16 protein-coding genes are annotated in these 21,915 nt (G+C 70.4%); 11 read left to right on the top strand and 5 right to left on the bottom strand.

All coding sequences use genetic code 11. The features are described from left to right. Positions 1 to 4: 4 nt before the first annotated feature. The 9 genes from IPK71_10935 (at position 5) to IPK71_10975 (ending at position 12,695) form a co-directional block, all read left to right on the top strand. Entirely contained in the window at positions 5 to 778 is a 774-nt protein-coding gene (locus tag IPK71_10935; protein ID MBK8214251.1) for a hypothetical protein, read from the top strand. Continuing rightward, positions 775 to 2,823 (top strand): hypothetical protein, encoded by a 2,049-nt coding sequence (locus IPK71_10940; GenBank protein ID MBK8214252.1) that lies wholly within the window; start codon positions 775 to 777, stop codon positions 2,821 to 2,823. Before IPK71_10935 ends, IPK71_10940 begins: the two co-directional genes overlap by 4 nt. Further along, positions 2,823 to 6,179, top strand: coding sequence for a tetratricopeptide repeat protein (locus IPK71_10945; protein ID MBK8214253.1), 3,357 nt, complete (start codon positions 2,823 to 2,825; stop codon positions 6,177 to 6,179). The genes IPK71_10940 and IPK71_10945 overlap by 1 nt, the downstream gene beginning before the upstream one ends. Continuing rightward, positions 6,179 to 7,348, top strand: coding sequence for a tetratricopeptide repeat protein (locus IPK71_10950; GenBank protein ID MBK8214254.1), 1,170 nt, complete (start codon positions 6,179 to 6,181; stop codon positions 7,346 to 7,348). Before IPK71_10945 ends, IPK71_10950 begins: the two co-directional genes overlap by 1 nt. After that, complete coding sequence (locus tag IPK71_10955; GenBank protein MBK8214255.1) at positions 7,345 to 7,776, top strand: hypothetical protein; 432 nt, start codon at positions 7,345 to 7,347, stop codon at positions 7,774 to 7,776. The genes IPK71_10950 and IPK71_10955 overlap by 4 nt, the downstream gene beginning before the upstream one ends. Before the next feature lie 72 nt (positions 7,777 to 7,848). Next, positions 7,849 to 9,300, top strand: a complete 1,452-nt coding sequence (locus IPK71_10960) for a serine/threonine protein kinase (GenBank protein ID MBK8214256.1) — start codon at positions 7,849 to 7,851, stop codon at positions 9,298 to 9,300. 22 nt (positions 9,301 to 9,322) lie between these two features. Further along, entirely contained in the window at positions 9,323 to 10,594 is a 1,272-nt protein-coding gene (locus tag IPK71_10965; GenBank protein ID MBK8214257.1) for a sigma 54-interacting transcriptional regulator, read from the top strand. Positions 10,595 to 10,689: 95 nt separating this feature from the next. Further along, entirely contained in the window at positions 10,690 to 11,529 is an 840-nt protein-coding gene (locus tag IPK71_10970; protein MBK8214258.1) for a hypothetical protein, read from the top strand. Next, positions 11,466 to 12,695, top strand: coding sequence for a hypothetical protein (locus tag IPK71_10975; protein ID MBK8214259.1), 1,230 nt, complete (start codon positions 11,466 to 11,468; stop codon positions 12,693 to 12,695). The genes IPK71_10970 and IPK71_10975 overlap by 64 nt, the downstream gene beginning before the upstream one ends. Before the next feature lie 10 nt (positions 12,696 to 12,705). Here the strand turns inward: IPK71_10975 and IPK71_10980 are convergent, their stop codons facing one another. From IPK71_10980 to IPK71_10995, 4 genes are all read right to left on the bottom strand, one after another. Beyond that, positions 12,706 to 13,707, bottom strand: a complete 1,002-nt coding sequence (locus IPK71_10980) for an HlyD family efflux transporter periplasmic adaptor subunit (GenBank protein MBK8214260.1) — start codon at positions 13,705 to 13,707, stop codon at positions 12,706 to 12,708. Next, entirely contained in the window at positions 13,704 to 16,163 is a 2,460-nt protein-coding gene (locus IPK71_10985) for a peptidase domain-containing ABC transporter (GenBank protein ID MBK8214261.1), read from the bottom strand. The genes IPK71_10980 and IPK71_10985 overlap by 4 nt, the downstream gene beginning before the upstream one ends. Before the next feature lie 147 nt (positions 16,164 to 16,310). Next, a complete protein-coding gene (locus IPK71_10990) occupies positions 16,311 to 17,243 on the bottom strand; it encodes an HlyD family efflux transporter periplasmic adaptor subunit (GenBank protein MBK8214262.1) in 933 nt (310 codons plus the stop codon). Beyond that, on the bottom strand, positions 17,240 to 18,571 hold the full coding sequence (locus IPK71_10995) for a TolC family protein (GenBank protein MBK8214263.1): 1,332 nt from the start codon (positions 18,569 to 18,571) through the stop codon (positions 17,240 to 17,242). Before IPK71_10995 ends, IPK71_10990 begins: the two co-directional genes overlap by 4 nt. A 223-nt stretch (positions 18,572 to 18,794) precedes the next feature. Between IPK71_10995 and IPK71_11000 the strand changes: the two genes are divergently transcribed. Continuing rightward, positions 18,795 to 19,220 (top strand): hypothetical protein, encoded by a 426-nt coding sequence (locus IPK71_11000; protein MBK8214264.1) that lies wholly within the window; start codon positions 18,795 to 18,797, stop codon positions 19,218 to 19,220. A 183-nt stretch (positions 19,221 to 19,403) separates the two neighbouring features. Here the strand turns inward: IPK71_11000 and IPK71_11005 are convergent, their stop codons facing one another. Beyond that, positions 19,404 to 20,087 carry a hypothetical protein gene (locus tag IPK71_11005; GenBank protein MBK8214265.1) on the bottom strand — a complete coding sequence of 228 codons (684 nt, stop codon included), beginning with the start codon at positions 20,085 to 20,087 and terminating at the stop codon, positions 19,404 to 19,406. Between the two features lie 377 nt (positions 20,088 to 20,464). On the opposite strand from IPK71_11005, the gene IPK71_11010 reads away from it, so the two are divergent. Then, on the top strand, positions 20,465 to 21,913 hold the full coding sequence (locus IPK71_11010) for an AgmX/PglI C-terminal domain-containing protein (protein MBK8214266.1): 1,449 nt from the start codon (positions 20,465 to 20,467) through the stop codon (positions 21,911 to 21,913). Positions 21,914 to 21,915 lie beyond the last annotated feature (2 nt).

Below are 21,915 nucleotides of genomic sequence, written 5' to 3' on the forward strand. Positions count from 1 at the left end.
TCGCGTGCTGACTCCCAGGCGGCTCCTCTTCGCGACCGGGCTCGCGGCCTTCACGTTCGCGCTCCCCTTCGCGTTCGCCCAGCCGAAACGTGGCGGTGGCGCGGCCAAACCGAAGCCCGCCGCCAGCGCGACGGCCAAACCCGCGAAGGACGGCGAGGCGCCCACGCCCACGGCCGAGAGCGACGCGGGCCCGAGCGACGACGGCGGCGACCTCCCCGTGGCCAAGCCGGAAACGTGGGAGGGGGGCATCAAGCCGTCGCCCCTCACCCCCCAGCCGAACGAGTACCCCGGCGCCGTCGATGGGGGCGCACCGCTCGACTACGACCGCATCCTCGCGGACATCGCGGCTCTCCGCGCACGTGTCGCGGCCGCGAGCCAAAACTTGTATCTTTCACGCATCGCGATCTCGGTCCAGTCCGAGGGGAGCGACTCGCGCATCGCGCGCCTCACGGTGTCCCTCGACGACGGCGTCGTGTTCACCGCGCCCCAAGGCTTCCGCGCGGACGACGCGAAGGCCGTGTACGACCACGCCGTCTCGCCGGGGCGTCACGCCGTGACGGTCGAGGCCGAGCGAAAAGATGCCAAAGACGAGTCGTTCCGCTCGGCGCAGCGCTCGCGGTTCATCGTCGACGTCCCGAAGGATCAGGTGCTCAAGGTGGAGCTCCGCGTCTCGGACGACTCGACCATGGGCGCCGATTTCCCGGGTGACAAGTCGGGACGCTACGACCTCCGCGTGCGCCTCCGCGCCAAGGCGAGCCCCGTGGGGAAGGCCCCGTGACGCGGGGCTCGCGGCGTCGTGGTCTCGGCGTGCTCGTGCCGCTCGTGGCCGTGCTCCTCCCGTGGGCCGAGGCGTTCGCGCAGTCTCCGGCCGCGCCGCCCGCGTCGGCTCCTTCGGGCGCGCCCGCCACGACGACACCCGCCGCGCCGCCTCCGCCGTCGCCCGCCCCTCCGAAGCCCGAGGGCGATCTCACACGAGGCGAGGGGATGCGCGCCTACCAAGCGGCGATGGCCGCCCGCAGGCTCGGGCCCCAGCGCGCGCCCACGGTCGAAGAGTTTCGTGAGCGTGTCGCCGACGCCGAGGCCCTCGTGCGCGCGAACCGCACCGACGAGGCCATCTCGCGCCTCACCGAGATCGTGGAGAGCCGTGATTTCGCCGTTCAAGCCGAGACCGACGAGGGCCGCGCCGCGGTGCTCGCGCTCGGCGAAGCGTACGCGGCGGCGGGCATTCGGCAGCCTGCGCGAGGCTACCTTCGCCGAGTCCTCACCACGAAGGGGGCGTGGGAGTCTCGCGGGGCGTACGCGCGCCGCGCGGTGAAGAAGCTCGTCGAGATCGGCCTCGAGACCCGCGCCTTCGCGGACGCCGAGGCCGACCTGAAGGACGTGCCCGAGTCGGCCCCCGAAGAGACCAAGGCCGAGATCGCCTACCTCCGAGGCCGCGCGCGCGAGGCCGCGAACGACCCCGACGGGGCGCTCGGGTTCTACGCCAAGGTGCCCGAGACCTCCCGCTTCTGGTCGCAGGCGACGTACCTGTCGGGCCTCATCCACGTGGAGCACGGCCGCGCCAAAGAGGGAGAGAACCTGTTCTGCAAGGTGGCCGACCCGAAGCGCCAAGACAAGACGGCCCCCGTGCTCGCCGACGAGAAGTTCTTCGCCGTGCGCGATCTCGCCCGGTTGGCGCTCGGGCGCGTCGCGCACGATCAGTTCCGCCACGACGACGCGCGCTACTACTACTACCTCGTCCCTCGGGACTCGGACCGCCTCTCCGAGGCGCTCTACGAGGCGGCGACCACGCGCTACGAGAAGAAGGACTACCAAGGCGCGCGCGAGCTGCTCGACGAGCTCAAGAAGCTCGACAAACACCACCGCTACGAGGACGAGGCCGGCATCCTCGACGCGTACATCGACCTCGCGCTGTGCCGCTTCGCCGAGAGCGACAAGAAGCTCCGCGCCTTCCTCACGCGGTACGAGCCCATTCGAAACGCCGCGCGCACGCTCGGAGGGTCGGATCGTGGGGTGTCCGCGCTGCTCGCCGCCGCGTCGAACAAAGCCGACGCCGGCGCGGTCGAGGCCACGTCCCTCGCGATCTCGCCCGACGCGCTCCGCACCGTGGCGGCCCTCGTCCGCATCGACCCGACCTACGCTCAAATCGCCAAAAAATCCGCGATCTTGGAGCGCGAGGTCTCGGGGCTTCGGCTCGCGAAGCGCACCTTGGGCGACATGCAGGCGAGCCTCGCCACGAACGGCGGAGTGCGCCCCGCGACCGACGACAAACCCGATCTCGCCGAGCGTGACAGCGAGGCCCGCGCGTCGCTCGACGGCGTGCGCCGCGACCTCGACGATCTCGCCGCCACCAAGAACGACGCGACCGTGGCGGAGCTCCGCAAAGAGCTCGCGTCGCTCGAGGGCAAGCTCAAGGTCGCGGGGGCCCAAGCGCGCGCGGCGGAAGGCGCCGAGTCTCCCACGGACCTCGGTGGCCTCTGGAAGCACGACGAACAGCGCGCCACCTCCCTCTCCGCGGACGTCGAGAACGTACGCCGCGAGCTCTCGGGCACCGAGCAAGCCCTCGCAAAAGACGCGCTCCGCAGGCTCGATCTCAGGCTCTCGCGCTTGCTCCGGCGCGCGCGGCTCGGGCGCATCGAGTCGGTCCTCGGCAAGAAGCGGGCGCTCGAGGTCGAGATCGAGGCCATCGCCGACGGCTTCCTCCCCCGCGACGCGGTCGACTCGCTCGACGCCGCCCGCTACCTGAAAGACTCGGAAGAGTACTGGCCCTTCGAGGGCGACGACTGGCCCGACGAGTACGTGGGCGGCGAGGGGCTCCGCTGATGCGAACGCTCCATCTCCTCTCGGCCGTCTCGGTGCTCGTGATCGCGAGCTCGGCGAGCGCCGCACCCGACAAAAAGCCTCCCGTGACGCCGCCGCCCGCGACCGCTCAAGGGGCCGGCACGCTCGTCACGACGCCGACCACGGCCGCGCCGACCACGAGCGTGAAGGCCGCCGACGAGCGCACCGTGTCGGCCGGTCCCTCGGCTCGGCCGGTGGGGCGTGTGGCTGGACGCGAGGGCGTAAAACGGCCCGAGATGCGCGGACCGCGCCTGCCCGAAGAGGTCCGCAAGAAGCTCCGCGCGCAGCTCGATGCGCGCGTCGAGCGTGATCTCCAGGCTATTCGTGAGCTCCGCAAAGAGGCCATCGGCCTTTTGACCACCTTCGTCGACGAGACCCCGAAAGAGGCGCGTGAGATGCCCGAGGCCCTCATGCGGCTCGGCGAGCTCACCTGGGAGACCGAGCGCGAGGCCGTGGTCGATCGCTTCCGCGCGTGGGAGAAGCTTCCCGAGGCCACACGAGGGCCCGCGCCCGATCCCAACTACGGCCCGGCCCGCGCCCTCTTCGCGCGTGTGCTCCGCGACTACCCGTGGTTCTCGCAGTACGACCTCGCCCTCTACGTCGACGGGTTCCTCGCCACCGAGCAGGGCAAGCTCGACGAGGCCCAAGCGCGCTTCGATCGCATCCTGCGGGATCACCCTCGCTCGCGCTTCGTGCCCGACGCCCACATGTCGCGCGCGGAGCTCCTCTTCTCGCAGAAGAGCGACTACGTGGGCGCGCTCGCCGAGTACGAAGAGGTGCTCAAATTCAAGGACAGCGAGCTCTACGGGCTCGCGCTCTTCAAGAGCGCCTGGTGCCTCTGGCGCCTCGGCCGCTCCGAAGAGGCCGCGAAGCGCTTCGTCGGCGTGTTCGAGGTGACCGACTCGAACAAGGTCCAAGGCGAGAGCAAGAAGAAGCAGCTCGACGAGCTCCAGGCCGAGGCCTTGAAGTACCTCGTCGAGGTCTTCACCGAGGACGAGAAGAACACCGCGTCCGACGTGTACGGGTTCCTCACCAAGATCGGCGGCGACAGGTTCGCGGGCAAGGTGGTGCGCGCGCTCGCGACCCAGTTCTACGATCAAGCGCACTACGAACGAGGCATCGAGGCCTACGAGCTGCTCCTGAAGCTCGAGCCCACGAGCCCCGACGCGGGCCGCTGGGTGCTGCAGATCGCCGACGGTCAGGCCACCCTCGAAGACTGGCCCAAGCTCCGGAACACGTACGCGCGCGCGCTCGCCGGCTACACCACGGGCAGCTCGTGGTCGAAGGCGCAGGGCGATCCGCAGAACGTGGCCGACACGCAGAAGCAGATCGAGACCCACCTTCGTGAGCACGCGCTCCAGCTCCACGCGAAGGGCCAGAAGGACAAGAGCCGCACCGAGCTCGAAGGGGCCGCCGGCCTCTACGAAGTGTATCTCTCGAAATTCGCTCAGGAAAAGAACGCCTATCAGATCGAGTTCTACGTCGGCGAGATCCAGTTCCACAGGCTCGGGAAGAACACCGAGGCGGCCACGCACTACATGGCCGCCGCGAGGGGCATCCCCCAGAGCGAGGCGAACGTCGAGCCTCAGAAGACGCTCCGCCACGACGCCCTCTACAACGCGATCGCCGCGCTCGAGCGTGTGCGCGTGACCGAGCTCGAGGCGCGCAAGGGCAAGCCCCAGGGCGCCTACCAAGAGACCGAGGCCGACAAAAAGTTCGCCGAGGCTCTCGAGCTCTACGCGCAGCTCTACCCGCAAGATCCGGCGCTGCCCGAGCTCCTCTTCCGACAGGGCCGGCTCTATTACGACTACGGCGTCTACGATCCGGCGGTGAAGATCCTGGGCTCGCTCGTCGAGAAATTTCCGAATAGCCAGTTCTCGCAAGGCGCCGGCGAGCTCATCTTGGACTCGTTCAACAAGTCCAAGAACTACGAGAACATCGAGGTGTGGGCGCGGCGCCTCAAGGCGACCCCGAGCTTCGCGTCGGCCGCGCAGCAGGCCCGCCTCGACACGCTCATCGTGCAGGCCGTCTTCAAGCAGGGCGAGCAGAAGTCGGCCGCGAACGATCACGCGGGCGCGGCGCAGGCGTACCTCCGCGCGGCGCGTGAGTTCCCGAAGGACCCTCGCGCGGCGCAGGCCTGCGTGAACGCCGAGCTCTCGGCGCAGAAGGCCGGAGACGTGACCACGCTCAAAGAGGCGGCGAAGCTCGTCACGAGCCGCGAGTACGCGACCCGCCCCGAGGCCCCTCAGGGCGCGTGGATCGCGGCGTCCACGCTCCAGGCCATGGGCCTCTTCGGCGACGCGGCCGACCTCCACGAGGCCATCGCCCAGAACGCCGACAAGGACCACCCGAACTACCAGAAGTTCGAGCACACGAAAGATGCAGGATACAACGCGGTCGTCCTGCGCGTGGCGACGGGCGAGCACGACAAGGCCATCGCCGCGGGCAACAAATACCTCGCCGTGTGGGGCTCGAGCGCCGAGGCCGACGAGGTCGTCTTCGAGATGGGCCGCGCGCACCAGAACGCCGGCCGTAACAAAGAGGCCGTCGATCTCTACCGCCGGTACGTAGGTCGCACGAAGAACCTCGACCACCGCGTGCAAGGCCTCGTGCTGCTCGCCATGGCGCAGCAAAAGACCGACGACGAGAAGGGCTCCGATCTCTCGCTGAAAGAGGCCGTCTCGCTCGGCCGACAGCGCGGGCGCGAGCTCGGCGCCGACGGCAAGTTTTACGCGGCCAAGGCGCGTTACATGGAGGGCGAGAAGATCCTCCGCAGGTTCGATCAGATCCAGATCCAGGGGGACGTGAAGCAGCTCTCGGCGCGCCTCAAGCAGAAGGCCGAGCTCTTGAAGGCCGCGTCCACCGTGTTCCTCGACACGGTCTCCCTCGGCGTGGCCGAGTGGACCACGGCGGCGCTCTACCAGATCGGTCGCACGTACGAGTCGTTCGCCAAGGCGCTCCGCGACGCTCCTCCTCCGTCGAACCTCTCCGACGCCGACAAAGAGGCCTACCAGACGCAGATCGACGAGTTCGTCGTGCCCATCGAGGAGCGCAGCCTCGACGCCTACGAGAACGGCTGGAAGAAGGCGATCGAGCTCGGCATCTACAACCAGTGGACCGCCAAGATGCGCGAGGCCCTCGGGCGCCTCAACGCGGAGCTCTACCCGCCGTTCGTGGAGACGGGCTTCGACGTGCGCTCCAAGGGGCCCGCAGCGTTGCCCGCGTTCATCGATGCCCCGCGACGCGGTGGCGCGCCCGCGAAGCCTCCGGCCGCGGCCTCCCCGGCGCCTGCGCCTGCCCCCGCGCCTGCCCCGGTCCCGGCGAAAGGGGCCAAGTGATGGATACTAAACGATTTTGTGTAGCCCTCTCCATGGCGGCGCTCGTCGCCTGTGGGGGCAAAGCGGTCAACGGTCCGGCCTCCGGTCCGAAGGCGCTCCCTCCGGCGAACCCCGCCGCCGTGGGCAAGATGGTGCAAGGCATCACGTTCGCGAAGGAGCCGCGTGGTCGTGCGCAGGGCATCGCGCTGCTCCGCGAGGCGGTGGCGATCGACCCGAACCTTTGGGAGGCCCACTTCGACCTCGGGCTCGTGCTCGCGATGGACTCCGATCTCTCGGGGGCCGAGGGCGCGCTCAAGACGGCGAGCTCGCTCGCGCCCGATCAAGAAGACGTGGCCGTCGCGCTCGCCGAGGTGCGTCGCCGTCGTGGGCTCACGAAAGAGGCGGCCGAGGGGCTCGAGTCGTTCGTCGCGCAAAACCCGCAGGCCACCGAGGCGCGCTCGCTCCTCGCCACGGCGCTCCGTGACTCGGGGCAGTACGAGAAGGCCATCAAAGAGGCCCGCGAGGTGCTCGTCCGCAAGTCGGGAGACGCCTCGGCGCTCTCGGAGCTCGCGCTCTGTCACCTCGCCAAACAAGAGCGTGAGAGCGCGAAGCTGCTGGCGCGCCAAGCCATCGACGCGAACCCGAAGAGCGCCGCGGCCCACCGCGTGATGGGCCTCGTGCACCTCGGCGACGGCGACGACGCCGCGGCGTTCGCGTCGTTCCAAAAGGCCGCCCAAGAAGACCCACGCGACACGACCGCGCGCCTCAACATGGGCACGGTGCTCCTCCGCGCGGGCGCGTACGCGAAGGCGGAAGAGCAGTACCGCGCCGCCCTCCAAGTGGCCCCGGACGACCTCGACGCGCAGGTCGGCCTCGCCGCGGCGCTCCGCGGGCAAGCCGAGGGAAAGGCTCAAAACAAGCTCGACGAGGCCAAGTCCCTCCTCGACAAGGTGCTCGACAAGAACCCGAAACACGCGAGCGCGCTCTTCAACCTCGGCGTCTTGCTGAGCGATTTCCAGAAGAAGCCCGACCAGGCCAAGCCGCTCTTCGAGCGCTTCCTCGACGTGGCCCCGAAGGCTCATCCTGCGCGCGCCGAGGCCGAAAAACGCCTCGCGCAGGCCCCCAAGGCTGCGCCGCCGCCGCCCGCACCCGCGGCTCCCGCGCCCGCGAAACCCGGAGGGAAGTCGTGAATCGTCGAACGAGCCGCCTCGCCCGCATGTCCTTCGCGGTCCTCCTGTGCGGGGCGTTCACGGCTTCGGTGATCGACGGGGCCGCGCTCGCCAAGCCCCCACGACCTCAGCCCGCGCGGCCCCAGCCTGCGCGCCCCGCACCTGCCCCGAAGCGCCCGCCCGTCCGCGACGGTGGTGCTCCGACCGACGCTGGTGCACCCACGCGCGAGGACACCCGCACCTCGAGCGACGCGGCGGTCGTCGAGACGAAGACGGGCGACGGTGGCAAGTCGTTCCGCTTCGAGGCGCTCGAGGTCGAGGGGCGGCTGAAGAGCCCGCAGATCGTCTACTTCTTGCGGCGTGTGCGCGCCGAGTTCGCGGCCGGTGATCTCGGGCACAGGTCGTTTTCGCACGAGCTCTCCGAGACGCGCGACGAGCCGAGCTTCTGAGCCCGGACGTCCCGGCGAAGCGAAAGGTCGCCGGTTTGCTCCGCGCGAGGCTAGCTCGATATACTGCCTCGGTTGGACGACTCTTCGCGCCCAGGTACCGCAAAAGACCGCTACGAGGTCGTGAGCGAGCTCGCGACCGGCGGTATGGCGACCGTGTACCTGGGGCGGCTCGTGGGCGCGCGCGGGTTCTCTCGCACCGTGGCCGTCAAGGTGATGCACCCGCAGTACGCGAAGGACCGCGCCTTCTGCGACATGTTCGTCGACGAGGCGCGCCTCTCGGCGCGGATTCGGCACCCGAACGTCGTGCCCACGCTCGACGTGATCGACGATGTGGATCGTCTCGATATCGTTATGGAATACGTCGAGGGAGAGTCCCTCTCGGCGCTCCTCAAGACGTGCCGCGCCGAGGGGCGCCTGCTCCCGCGGGACATCGCGTGTGTCATCGTGCACGACCTCCTCTCCGGCTTGCATGCCGCACACGAGGCTCGCGGCGAGGACGGCGAGCCGCTCTCGATCGTGCACCGCGACGTGTCGCCGCAGAACGTGCTCGTCGGGGTCGATGGCCTCTCGCGCGTCATCGATTTCGGCGTCGCGAAGGCGCGCGGAAGGCTGCATTCTACACATAACGGGGAGATCAAGGGCAAGATCCCCTACATGCCGCCCGAGCAGCTCTACGGTGAGGAGCTCGATCGTCGCGTCGACGTGTACTCGGCCGGGGTGGTCCTTTGGGAGGCCCTCGCGGGCAAGCGCCTCTACGACCAGCCGAACGAGGCCGCCGTCGTGCTCGCGATCACCGAGGGCCGCGTGGTCCCCCCGAGCACGTTCGCCGAGGGGATCCCGCCCGCGCTCGACGCGGTGGTGATGCGCGCCCTCGAGAAGAGCCCGGGCGACAGGTTCGCCACCGCGCACGACATGGCCGCGGCGCTCGAGGACGCGGCGCCGCTCGCTTCACGCCGCAAGGTGGTGGAGCTCGTCCGCGAGGTGGCGCGCGAGAAGCTCGAGGAGCGCTCGCGCATCGTGCGCGCCCTCGAGAGCGGCAAGTCGTCGGCGGCGAGAGCCCGTCCGGCCGATGTGGCCACGGTCGTCGAGGGGCTGCCGGCGTCGTCCCCCTCGGGGAGCGCCCGTGGTCCCGCGCTCGCGATGTCCTCGTCCCCGTCGACGTCCCTCCCGTCGGGCGACAGGCCGCTCCGCGTCACGGTGCTCTTGGCGGCGGCGATGGTCGCCCTCGCGGCCATCCTGCTCATTTCGTCGCTCGTTCCCCGCGCGGAGGTGCCGCGAGCGAGCGCCGATGCCTCTCCCGCACCCCCGGAGGCCGCCGCGTCGCCGTCGGCCGTCGTGTCGGCCGCGCCGCCTCCGGGCGCGCCCTCGGTCGCGGCGAGCGTGCCCGCGGCCCCGTCGATCGACGCCGCGGCGAAGAGCGCTCCTCCGCGCCCGCCCACGACGAAGAAGAAGCCCGACGACTGCAACCCTCCCTACACGGTCGACGCCGAAGGGCACCGTCACTACAAGGTCGAGTGTTTGTGACGCTCGCACGAACGAGGACGAAATGAGCGGAAAAGGCCCGGATCTTCGAACGCAGCGCCGACCGAAGCTCGACGCGCCTCCCGGCAGCCCGACGCCCTTCGTGCTCACGGTGGTCGAGGGGCCCAACGTCGGCGTCGAGCACGTGATCGATCCGGCGAACCCTACGCGTGTGCTCGTGGGCAAGAGCCCCGCTTGTGTGTTTCACCTCGACGACCCCGAGGTGTCTCGCCGGCACGCCAGCGTGTTCGTTCGTGGCAGTCAGCTCGAGCTCATCGACCTCGGGTCCACGAACGGCACCACGGTGAACGGCGTGCTGATCAAGGAGGCGTACCTCGTCGGTGGAGAGGCCGTCCGCATGGGGGCGACGGTGATCTCGGTGAAGCGCGACGTCCCGAAGCGGCTCGTCCTGGGGAGCGCCACGCGCTTCGGGCGTGTGCTCGGGCAGAGCACGGCGATGCGCCGCATTTTCCCGAGCCTCGAGCGCCTCGCGAAGACGTCGCACGCCGTGCTGCTCGAGGGTGAGCCAGGCACGGGAAAGGAGCTCGTGGCCGAAGAGCTCCACCGCGCCGGCGTACGCGCCGAGGGCCCGTTCGTGGTGCTGTCGACGAGCACGCTCCCCCCCGAAGAGATCGTCGCGAGCCTCCGGCCCGGGAGCGACATCGTCGAGCAAGCCCGCCAGGGGACGCTCTTCGTCGACGAGCTCGGCTCCGTGCCCGTCGAAGGGCAGAGGCTGCTCGCGAAGCTCGTGGCCGAGGGGGCAAGCGACACTGGCGTGAGGATCATGTGCGCGACGAGCGAGCTCCTCGACTCGGACGCGTACCAAACGAAGTTCGACCAGGATCTCTTCGTCGCGCTCCTCCCGGGCCGGCTCGAGATCCCTCGCCTGCGCGAGCGCGAGGGAGACGTGGCCCTCCTCGCGCGGCACTTCTGGGCCGAGCTCGTCGCCCCCGACGAGACGCCGCTGCCCGAGGACTTTCTCGCGCGGTTCGAGCACTACGCGTTCCCCGGCAACGTGGCCGAGCTCGCCGCGGCCGTCGCCGCGAGGCACCTCCAAGGGGAGCTCGTCTCGGCGTTCAAGCACGAGCCTAAGCCGCAGAAGAACGTCGACTTCATCACCGACGTGACGTCCCGTGATCTGCCGTTCCCTCGCGCGAGGGAGCTCGTCGTGCACGAGTTCGAGAAGCGCTACGTCGAGCGCGTGCTCGAGCGTCATGGCGGGAGCGTCGCGAAGGCCTCGGCGGCGAGCGGGGTCGCCCACCGGTACTTCCAGCTCATCAAGGCGCGCGTAAAGTAGCGAAATCACGAGCGATTGCGCGGGTGCTCTTTCGGCAAGCGTGCGCCCGGTGCGCCGCACCTTCCGGCGTCGTCGAGCTGCTACGCTCGAAGGACGTGATGCGTTTTCGGCGTGTCGTTCCGCGTGGGCTGCCTGTCATCGGGCTCACCTTCGCGCTCTTCGTTTGGCCCGAGGTCGCCCTCGCCGGCAAGAAGGAGTGCGTGCGCGCCTTCGACGACGGCCAGCGCGCGCAGTCGGATCATGCCCTCCGCAAGGCTCGCGACGCGTTCCTCGCCTGCGCCTCGGCCGAGTGCCCCGCGGTGCTTCGGGCCGATTGTGGGAAGGCCCTCGACGAGGTCCGCGCGGCGATCCCCACGGTCGTGCTCTCGGCCAACGACGGGGAAGGCCGCGACGTCGTCGCCCGGGTCACGATCGACGGCGTGCCTGTCACCGACGCCCTCGACGGCATCGCCAAGGAGATCGAGCCCGGGCCGCACAAAATCCGGTTCGAGCCCGCGCCGCCGTTCGTCGTCGTCGAGCTCGATGTCGTGGTGAAAGAGGGGGAGAAGAACCGTCGCATCGCGGCGACCCTCGCGCCCCCGAAGAAGGTCGAGCCGAAGGTCGGCGAAGCCCGCGACGTCCCCGAGGCTCCTCCTCCGACACGGAGCGCCCTCGGGTACGCGGTGCCGGCCGGGCTCGGGGCGATCGGAGTGACGGGCCTCGTCGTCGCCGTGGCGAGCAAGGTCGCGCTCGACGGGAGGGTCGACGATCTTCGGGCGACGTGCGCCCCGACCTGCTCCCAAGACGAACGCGCCGACGCCTCGGGCATGCTCGTGCGCACGAACGTCGCGCTCGTGGTGGGGCTCTCGGCCCTGGGGCTCGCGGTCGCCTCGTGGGTGCTCTTCTCTCCGTCGTCCACACGATCGCAGCGGCCGCTGGCGGTGCTCACGTGGTGAAGGTGCGGCTCTCCGCCATCGTTCCTTTGGTGCTCGCGTGCGCCGCGGGGTGGGTGGGCGCGTGTGGGCCAGGCCTCTTCGATGGGCTCACCGGCGGCTCGAAGGACGCAGCGACCGAGCCCTCCGACGCGCTCCCTCCTCCTCCTCCCGTCGACGCCGGTTGCGCGCACGCGTACGCCCCCGAGCGCCCGACGGTGGCCGACGGCCCCGACACGGCCGAGCGCGTCTTCGCGATGGAGAGGCTCCGCCTCGACACGGGAAATCAAGCCTCGTCGCTGCCGAAGCCGGCTGGCCTCGACCTCGATCGAAGGTGCACCTGTCCGGAGGAGAGCGCGTGTGCTCGGCCCGACGGGGGCGCGGTGTGCGACGATCCGAACGGCCGCGACAACCAGGGGGCGAACTTCATCGCGCAGATCCTGCCCGGCGTGCCGGGGCTCCGGCCGACCGCCATCGAGGACGAGCTCCGGAACGGCGTGTACTCGGTGATCTTGCGGGTGTCGGCGTGGAATGGCACGGCCGACGACCCTCAGGTCAACGTTTCGTTGCTCCTATCTCCCGGGCTCGAGGGGCGGCTCACCGACGCGGGGCCACGCGCTCCGAAGTTCGACGGCACCGACGTGTGGGCCGTGCACCCTCGGTCCCTCCAGGACGGAAACGCCCTCGTGGGGCAGTCGTGCTCGACGCCGGGGGTGTTCTGCCTGCCGATCTACACGACGTCGTCTGCCTACGTTCGCGGCGACGTCCTGGTCGCTCCGTTCCCCGTGGTCCCCATCGCCGTAGGCCTCGAGAGCGGCTCGTTCGAGCTCGAGATCCGGTCGGGGACGCTCGTCGCTGCGCTGGAGCGGAGCGGTGGCAAGCTCGCCCTCGTCGGTGAGATCTCCGGGCGCGTGTCGAGCGAGAGCCTGCTCGCGAGCGTCACGTCGTTCATCAACCCGATCACGAAGCTCCCGATCTGCCCGGGCGATCCTTCCTACGAGACGCTCAAGCAGACCATCTGCGCCCTCCCCGACATTCCCCTCGATCCCACCAAGGACGGGACGAACCAGCGCTGCGACGCCATTAGCAACGCGCTCGGCTTTCGTGCGCCCGAGGCCAAGGTCGGCGCCGTGATCCCGCCTCCGTCCGGCACGCCAGCGTGCGACGGTGGCACGCCGAAGTGCGACTGAGGACCGTGGGTCAGCGCGGCCCGAGCGCCACGTGCACGACGCGCCCGGCGAGGGCGACGCACGTGTCGCCGCAGGCCGCTCTCGTGTCGACCGTGCCTTCGGCCACGTAGGTGCGCGAGGCCGCGTCGACTTCGGGGGCGATGTCGTCCAAGGTGGCATGAAGCTCCTTGCCGTCGACGCTGAACGTCACGCGGCCCTTCGCGGTGAGCTCGGCGCGCCGCTCCTCGGGCACGGCGAGGCGGATGCGCAAGCCCGTGCCGCCGACGACGCGCACGGCGACCTCCCCCGGGTGCACCACGGTCGAGGGGTCGGCGTAGAGGCCCGTGACCACGCCGTCGAACGGGGCGACGACGCGGCAGTCCTCGACGGCCTGCTCGAGCTGCGCCACCCGGACCTTGTGCTCTTCCGCCATGGCCGACGCTGCGGCCGCGCGTGCGCCGGCGCCCCGCGCGTCGAAGGCCGATTGGGTGGCCTCTTCGCCCGAGACGAGCGCGATCGTGCGCCCGTCGACCTCGACCGTCGCGTTCCGCCGCGTCTGCCTGTGCGCCGCGGCGCTGGCTTCGGCCCCGAGGGCACCGGCGGTGGCGAGCTGGGCTTTGTGCGCCGCCTTCGCCGCGGCGAGCGCGTGCCGCCGTTCGCGTGCATCATACACCAAGAGGACGTCGCCCTTCTTGACGTGAGCGCCGAGCTTCGCCGGGACGTCGACGACGGTCAGCTCCGACTTCGGGGCGAGGTTGGCCGTGCTCGGCATGAGGAGCACGCCGACCACGGTGGGGGAGAGGGCCTCGTGCGGCGCGGGCGCCATGCTCGCCGACGTGACGGGCGTCGGGCTCGGGGCGGTGCTCGCGAGCTTGGCCCCGACGAACGGCGCCGCGAGGACGAGGGTCGCGCCCACGATGGCGGGCAGGGCGCGGCGGACGAGCCTCGCGTGGCCTCGCGTCTCCGTGGGCTCGGGGGGCTTGGTGCCGGGCAGCGCGACCGGGGCCGCCGACGTGCGGTACGGGGTGGTCATGGCATCCTCCGAGGGAACCCCGCGGGCCATCCGGGGTAGGTGGGGAGCTCGTCGAGCGGGCTCGAAGGGGGCGCCTCGAGCGACGGGGCGAAGCCTCCTCGGACGGCAGGGAGCCACTCGCCGTGCGCGTCGGTGCGGGCGGGCCTGGGCCTCGCGGGCGCGTGCCGTCGGGTCGGGGGCTCGCCGTCGTCGTGGCGGTGCCGAGGGCGTCCCGTGCTCGCGCGCGTCGGGTTCGGTGCGCTCCCCATTTGCGCCTCGACGAGCCGCGCGTAGTGGCCTCCGCGAGCGAGCAGCTCGGCGTGGGTGCCCGCCTCGACGAGCTCCCCCTCGTGCATCACCAAAATGCGATCCGCGCCCACCACCGTGCTGAGCCGGTGCGCGATGAGGATCCGTGTGCACCGGAGACCGTCGAGGGAGCGCTGCACCGCGGCCTCCGTGATCGCATCGAGCGCGCTCGTGGCCTCGTCGAGGAGGAGCACGGACGGTGCGGAGAGGAGCGCTCGCGCGAGGGCGATGCGCTGACGCTGGCCACCCGAGAGAGAGGCTCCACCGGCGACCACCGGGGTGTCGTACCCCATGGGCATCTTGCGGACGTCGCCGTCGATGCACGCGAGCTCGGCGGCAGCGACGACCCGCTCGAGCGAGGCCTGCGGCTCCGAGAGCGCGATGTTCGCCCGGATCGTCGAGCCGAACACGTGCGGGCGCTGCACGACCACGCCGAGCCGCCGCCGGAGGGACCGGAGCTCGAACGAGTCGAGCCTCTCGCCGTCGACGAGCACACGCCCCTCCGAGGGCTCGTAGAGGCCGAGCAAGAGGCGCCCGAGCGTGGTCTTCCCGGAGCCGGAGCGGCCGACGATCGCGATGCACTCGCCCGCTCGCACGTGCACCGACACACCTTTGACCACCAAGGGAGACTTGTCGCCGTAGCGGAAGCTCACGTTCTCGAGGGTGAGATCTCCTCGGAATTTCGGCGCCGCGCGGAGGGGCTTCTTCGGATCTTGCTCGGGCGCCGTGCGCAAGACGTCTTCGATGCGCTCGAGCTGCACCTTGACCGTCTGGAGGCGCTGGAGCGTAGCGACGAGGTTGATGGCCGGGTGCACGAACCCGACGGCGAACGCCTCGGCCGACAGCATGGTCCCGAGGCCGATGCGGTGCTCCATGACCTCGTGGACGCCGGACACGAGCAGCACCATCGGGCCGACGAGCCCGAGCGTGCCGAGCACGGCCTCCGAGAGGCTCGAGGTACCGCCTCGGCGGAGACCGACGTTGAGCACGTCGACGTAGAGCGACGCCCACTTTTGGGACGCGGCGTGCTCGGCGCCGCTCGCCTTGAGCGACTCCATCCCGGCCAATAGCTCCGAGAGCGCGTTCTGCGCCTCGGTCTGCTTCGCGATCGAGCTCGACGAGGCCTCGCGCAGCTTCTTTCGTGACACCACGTACACGAGGGCCTGGACGGCCACGATGGCGAGCGCCGTCGCGGCCATGGGGAGGCTCATGGCCGCCAAGAGCGCGAGGTGCACGACGACCAAGAGCCCGTCGATCGCCCCGGAGAGCACGGCCCCCGAGACCACCTCGCGGATCTGCTGGACGCTCCCGATGCGGAGCTGGAGATCGGCGGCCTGGCGGCGCTCGAAGAACGCGTACGGGAGGCGCATCATGTGATCGACGAAGCCGAGCGTGAGCTTGGCGTCGAAGCGCGTGCGGAGGTGCAAGAGGAGCTGAGCGCGTGTGAGGGTCGCGACGAAGTGGAAGGCGACGGCCACGACGAGGCCCACGACGAGCACCGTGAGCAGGTGCCGATCGTCCCGGGGGACCACGCGATCGACGAGGCGCCCGTTCACGAGCGGGAGGAGCAGCGCGATGCCTTGGAGGAAGAGCGAGAGCCCCGCGATGCGCACCCAGTCGCGGTCCCCGGCGAGCAGGCCGGCGAGGCGCTTCGCCGTCTCGCTGTCTTCCTTCTTCGACGTGACGAAGAGGTCGTCTTTCTCGAAGAGCAGCGCGATGCCCGAGAACGAGCGCCGGGCTTCGTCGAGCGTCACCTTGCGCCGGCCGAACGCCGGATCCACGAGGCGTACCTGGCCGTCCTCGACGCCCTCGAGCACGAGGAAGTGGCACATGTCCCAGTGGAGGATCGACGCGGAGGGGAGATCGGCGAGATCCTCGACCTCGACGCGCACCGCGCGACCACGGAGGCCGTACACGGAGGCCGTCTCGACGATCGCCCTCGCCGTGACGCCGTCGCGGCCGATCGCCATGGCGTCGCGGAGCGCGTGCAGCGGCACGTTGCGCCCGAAGGAGCCGAGCACCATCGCGAGCGACGCGGCGCCGCAGTCGGTCGCGGCGGTCTGGCGAACCTCCGGGATGCGTGCGGGGGTGAGCGCGCGCCCGAGCTTCGCGAGGACGGGGAAACGCTCGCGCAGGTCGCTTGTGTCGATCTCGAGCCCTTGAGCGGACATGAGAGCCTCTTTTGCAACCGAAGGGCCAACCGAGGGGACGCCGGTGCGGTCAAAAAGTGACGTGATTTCGGAGTGTTGAGGGCATGAGCCCGAACGTCACCCCGGGTCGAACGCGGACCGTGATCGAAAGCTTCACCCCGCCTCGGGCTAAGGGAGCACGGCCCGGAGCGCGGGGAGGAGCGTCACGAGCAGAGGCTCGCGACGGACGCGGATCTCGGCGGTCCCGGTGAGGCCGTCGAAGTATCCGTAGGGGTGGCCGTTCGATTGGAACGACGAGGCGGGCAGCTTCGCGCGAACGAGCACCTTGGCGCCCGGCTGGAGGGAGACCGCTCCCTCGCGCTCTTGCCCGAGCACACGCTGAGCCTCGAGCGGGCCGACGGCCTCCGAGGAGACGTCGGACACGACCATGTCTTGGTACTCGTAGCGAAAGCCGTCGAGCTCGAAGCGCACCTTCTGCCCCTCGCGGAGCATGGGGAGGTACTCGGCGGAGACGAGCATGACGAGCGAGGCCTTCGCGCCTTCACTCGGGGTCACCGTGGCGATCACGTCGCCGGGGCCCACGTGGTGGCCCACCTGGGCGCGTACGTCGCTCACGATCCCCGCGATCGTCGCGCGCACGTAGCGGCTCTCGACCGCATTTTTTGCCTGATCGCGGCGCGCGCGCAGCGCCACGACGGCCTGCTTCGTGCTCGCGTCGTTGGGGTCACGCAGCATTTTGGCGAGCAGGAGCTCGAGCTCCGACTCGGCGCGGTGGAGCTCGGCGCGCTCGTCCGTGTCGCTCATGTGGGCGAGCACGGCACCCGCGAGGACCGACTGCCCGGGGGTGACGCTCACTGCGTCGATCGTGCCCTGCCCGAGCGCCGTCACGACCCGTCGACCGTCGATGCGGACGACGGCCGCGCCCTTCGCGTACTCGTCGACCCCGAAGAGGCTCGCGAAGAGGAAGCCGACCACGGCCGCGATCGCCACGACCTTGACGGCCACGGTCTCCCAGCGGCGCTCGAAGCGGAGGATGTCGCCGCGCTCCTTCGTACCCTCGTGGGCTTGCACGGCTTCTTGGCGAAAGAGCCCCATCGTCATGATTTGTCGGTCTCCGTGAGGATTTTGGCGCGGCCGGTGGCGACGAGGAGGCGCGCCTTGGCGAGGGTCTCGGTGAGCTCGGCGCGGAGCTTCTCGGTGCGCGCGGCGATGTCGGCGCTCTCCGCGTCGTAGAGCTCGACGGGGGTCGACAGCCCTTGGACGTAGCGTGCCTGCACGACGGCGTAGACCGAGGCGGCGAGGTCCGCGGCCTTCTTCGCGTGGGTGAGCTGCTCGCCGACCGTGCGCACCGCGCTCGCGGCCACCGAGGCCTCGCGCTTCGCGTCCAAGACGGCCTTTTCGGCGAGGGCGTCGGCGTGTTTGGCCTCGGCGCGCGCGGCCCCCGTCGCGCTCGGGATGGCCATGTCGAAGATCGGGACCGAGATCACGAGCGAGCCGTGGGCCGTGCGTGCGGTGAGCACGGCGTCGTTCCGGTCGACGTACGCGAACCTGTACGTGGCGTCGCCGTGGAGGGCGATCGTGGGAAAATACCGGGACGACGTGGCCTCGGCCTCGGCGGCCCTCGCGTCTGCGACCGCACGCGCGGCGGAGGGGAGGGGGCCCTTTGCGGCGTCGACTTCGGCGCGCGCCGCGTTCGCGTCGACCTCGAGCGAGGGGACCTTGCCCTCTCCGATCGTGCTCGCGTCGACCCCGAGCAGCACCGCGAGCTCGGCGCGGCTGTCGGCGGCGGACACCTCGGCGACGGCCGCGTCACGCCGAGACGACTCGAGCCGCTGGAGCGCGCGGAGCTCCTCGATCGGCGGCTGAAGCCCCGATTTGGCGAGGGCCTTCGCGATCGTGGCGAGGCGCTCGCGGTTCGCGACCGTGGCTTTGGTGAGATCGACGAAGCGCCGCCGATACACGTAGTTGAGGTACGTCGTGGTGACGTCGGCGATCGTCGCGGCCATCGAAGCGGCCTCGTGCGCCTCGGCGGCGCGAAGGCCCTCGTCGGCGGCGCGTGCGGCGTTCGACGTACGGCCGAAATCCCAGAGCGTCCATCGCAAGGACACCCCGCCCGACGCCGAGAGCTGGCTGTTCTGGTACACGAAGACCTGGTCGCTCGGAGGCGGCGCGGCCTGCGTGTCTCGCACGGTCGACGCGTTGCCCGCGAGCTGCGCGGTGAGCGTCGGGTAGTAGGCCGCGCGGGAGAGCGAGGTCTTCTCGTCGGCGGTCGCGCGAGCAGCCTTCGCCGCCATGATCGCCGGCGCGCGTGACATCGCCCGCGAGAGCGCTTCTCCGAGAGTCCACGGCTTACCCTCGGCGCGCGCGTCGTGGGCGACGAGCGCGAAGGCGCAAGTGAGCGCGACCGAGGCGAGGCGTGTGGTGTTCACGTCGACGATCTCAGCAACCCGTGTGCCACGAGGGGCGAGCGTGATGCGTAGACCTCCGTGTCTATCCTCATGGTCCGGCATCCCCTTCGGATCCATCCCGAGCCCCCACCGGTGATCACTTCGATCACGAAGAAATGCGGGGAACTCTTCATGATTTCGCAGGTCTTTGGCTGCCGATGCTGGCACGCGCGCTGCACTTCGTCGGTGCAAAGGAGCTCCGACCATGCGCCAACCCAAGACGTTTCCCTCCCTCGACCCGCAGGCGCTCGACCGCGTCACCGGGGGCCTCAAGCTCGATGGAATTCCGGAGAGCACGAACATCGAAGACCGACGCCCCCAGTGGGCAGGCGGCCCCGTCCCGAACGACGTTTGGCAGAAGGAGCAAGACGATATCGCGCGCGAACGCGACGAGCGCGAACGGACCTGCGACGAGAACGACCCCTACGGCGACGAGGACGCCTCCATGGACGACGACGGTGCGGGCGAGCGTGACGGCGATCTCGGAGGAGGCCGCACCGACCAGGGGAACGACGAGGGCGGCGGCAACGAAGGCGACTACGGCAGCGAAGGCGAGGGCGGCGACTACGGCGGCGACGGAGGTGGGGACTACGGCGGCGACGGAGGTGGGGACTACGGCGGCGAGTGGTAGCCCCACCGAGGTGGAGTCGATCTGGGCGATCGTGCGATGGCACGGTCGCCCTTTTTTCTTCGGGCGGTGCTCGTGCGGAAGGAGGGGCTATTCCTGCGGTCGCGTCTTCGATGGAACCAACGGCAAAAGCCCACCCGTTTCCGGATGGGCCTTGCTCGTACTCTCGTCGGGGCTCGCGCTCTCTTACGCCTCGTAGACGTCGCCGCCGCCATCCCCGCCGAAGTCGCCTTCGTTGCCGTAGCCGCCGTCGCCTGCGTTGCCGTAGCCGCCGTCGCCTTCGTTGCCGTAGCCGCCGTCGCCTTCGTTGCCGTAGCCGCCGTTGCCCTCGTTGCCGTAGCCGCCGTCGCCCTCGTTGCCGTAGCCGTCGTCGCCCTCGTTGCCGTAGCCGCCGTCGCCCTCGTTGCCGTAGCCGCCGTCGCCCTCGTTGCCGTAGCCGCCGTCGCCCTCGTTGCCGTAGCCGCCGTCGCCCTCGTTGCCGTAGCCGCCGTCGCCCTCGTTGCCGTAGCCGCCGTCGCCCTCGTTGCCGTAGCCGCCGTCGCCGGAGCTCGCGTCCGCGCCATCTTCGGTCGATGAGCTCGCATTCGCAGGGGCCTCACCGGCTTCGCCACGTTGCTGCCCGCCCATGTCGCCCGGCGCGCCGAAGCCGCCGGGGTCGCCGAGCGGCTCGAGCGGAGGGCCCTTGTACTCCCAGTTCAGCGCGCCTCGCACGGCCTCGAATGCTCCCATGGCGCCTCGCACGGCGGCAGCAGGGTTCATCGCGGCCGCTCCGACCGCTCCTGCCAGCGGTGGGATGAACTGCACGAATCCACCCGAGACCTGGTCGAGTGCGGCGTCGTCGATGGGGCGAAACTTCGAGTGCATGCTCATGGTCGTGACCTCCGAGACGACGGAAGTGCAGCGCGCGTGCCAGCGCGAAAACCCGAGAAAACGCGATCGTCGCGCGGGGTGATCTGGGTTTGCGTCCGTTCGCTCGGAGGATCCACGCGTGCCGTGCGCTCGCCGGGGCCTCGCCGCGGTCGGCCGACCGACGCGATTTCCTCGAGGATTCGAGGCGTGTGAGCCCGCGGATCATGGGGCGGCGCGCGCGCCCGGGGTCGGCGACGATGCGTGCGGTCCGTCCAGACGCGCCGTGGCCGAGTGCGACATGTCGTACCGCTTCCGCGCGGGGCCGTGGGCTTCGGGCGAACATTTCTTGTACGCTCGTCGTGGGCGGCGCGTCGAACGTGGCCTCCCGAGGAGGCTCCGTGACCGCTGTCCCGTCTGCCCTGGCCCCCGCGGCCATCACGCCCCAAGTGCTCCGTGTCGCCGCCGTGTGGGGCACCACCGTCGTCGCGCTCCGCACCCTCGACCGCGGCCAGTCCTTCCGCCTCGGCGACGACAAGCTCTCCGAGCTCCCCATCCCCGACGGTGTCGAGATGAGCGCGCTCCCTCTGCAAGCGTCGCAGGGCGGATGGCTGCTCGACGCGCAGGGCGCTCGTTCCGGCCTCCTCATGCTGCGCGGGCGAAGCGAGGACCCGGCGCAAGTGGGGCGCACCGGCATGCCCGTGCCCGTGATGCCCGGCGACTACGGCCTCATCCAGTACGGCCAGTTCGCGATCTTCTTTCAGTACACGTCGCAGCCCATCGCGATATCGCAGATGCGGTGGCCCGAGCTCATGGTGATGCTCGCGATCGTGTCGAGCGCCACGTTCCACGGCGGCATCGTCGGCCTGTTGAAGACGCTCATGACCCCGGGGCCTCTCACGAAGCCCGTCGAGCTCTCGAGCCCCGAAGAGAACGCCGCTCGCTTCGCGCTCCAGCGCGCCGACCTCGAGGTCCCCCCGCCGCCGGCACCGGGCGTGGACCCGAACCCCGGCGGGAGCGGCGTGAAGGACCCGGGCGCCAAAGACAAAAAAGAGCAGGGCGGCGGCCAAAAGATGAAGGGCGCCGAGGGCAAGCTCGGCATGAACGGCCACGAAAAAGACACGAAGGTGCCCGGCGATCCCAAACCGAGCACGCACCTCGGCGGCCTCAGCGAGGTGCTCGACGGCGACACGGGCAAAGAGATCCAACACACCCTCAAGTCGATCAACACCGTGGCCGACGCGCTCGGCGGGTTGAAGAGCGAGAACATCGTGCTCGGCTCCGGGCCCGGTACGTCGCTCAAGGGAGGCGGCCCCGGTGGCGGCGGCACGGGCGCGGGCGTCGCGTTCGGCGCGGGCACGCTCCAGACGGGGTGGGGCCAAGGCAAAGGCGGTGGCTTCGGCAGCGGCTCGGGTGGCCCCGGTGGCAAGGGTACGGGCGGCAACGGCGCGGGCGGCTCGGGTGGTGGCACGGGCTCGGGCAACGGCACGGGCTCGGGCAACGGTGGACCCGGCGAGGCGAAGGTCGCCGTCGCTCCGGGAGCGGGCACGTCGAAGGGCGGGCTCTCCGCCGAGCAGATCCGTCGTGTGGTCGTCGCGCACACGGGCGCCCTCCGCGCTTGCTACGAGAGCGAGGCGCAGAAGAACCCCGGCCTCAAGGGCGGCGTCACCGTGGCGTGGAGCATCGACGCCTCGGGCTCGGTCGGCGGCGCGAGCGTCGCGAGCTCGTCGCTCGGTAACCCACGCGTCGAAGGGTGCGTCGTGCGCCAGGTGAAGTCGTGGCGCTTCCCCGCGGCCGACTCGCCCACGCAGGTCGCGGGCTACCCGTTCAAGTTCGGCATCGGCGGCTAGTC

The sequence above is a fragment of the Myxococcales bacterium genome (genome assembly GCA_016712525.1).
Lineage (GTDB): Bacteria > Myxococcota_A > Polyangia > Polyangiales > Polyangiaceae > JAAFHV01.

Bases quoted from the DNA above. Each gene is read 5' to 3' on its own strand.
- IPK71_10985 (MBK8214261.1), bottom strand. From the start codon at position 16,163: ATGTCCGCTCAAGGGCTCGAGATCGACACAAGCGACCTGCGCGAGCGT.
- IPK71_10980 (MBK8214260.1), bottom strand. From the start codon at position 13,707: ATGACCACCCCGTACCGCACGTCGGCGGCCCCGGTCGCGCTGCCCGGC.
- IPK71_10965 (MBK8214257.1), top strand. From the start codon at position 9,323: ATGAGCGGAAAAGGCCCGGATCTTCGAACGCAGCGCCGACCGAAGCTC.
- IPK71_11005 (MBK8214265.1), bottom strand. From the start codon at position 20,087: ATGAGCATGCACTCGAAGTTTCGCCCCATCGACGACGCCGCACTCGAC.
- IPK71_10950 (MBK8214254.1), top strand. From the start codon at position 6,179: ATGGATACTAAACGATTTTGTGTAGCCCTCTCCATGGCGGCGCTCGTC.
- IPK71_10990 (MBK8214262.1), bottom strand. From the start codon at position 17,243: ATGACGATGGGGCTCTTTCGCCAAGAAGCCGTGCAAGCCCACGAGGGT.
- IPK71_10945 (MBK8214253.1), top strand. From the start codon at position 2,823: ATGCGAACGCTCCATCTCCTCTCGGCCGTCTCGGTGCTCGTGATCGCG.
- IPK71_11000 (MBK8214264.1), top strand. From the start codon at position 18,795: ATGCGCCAACCCAAGACGTTTCCCTCCCTCGACCCGCAGGCGCTCGAC.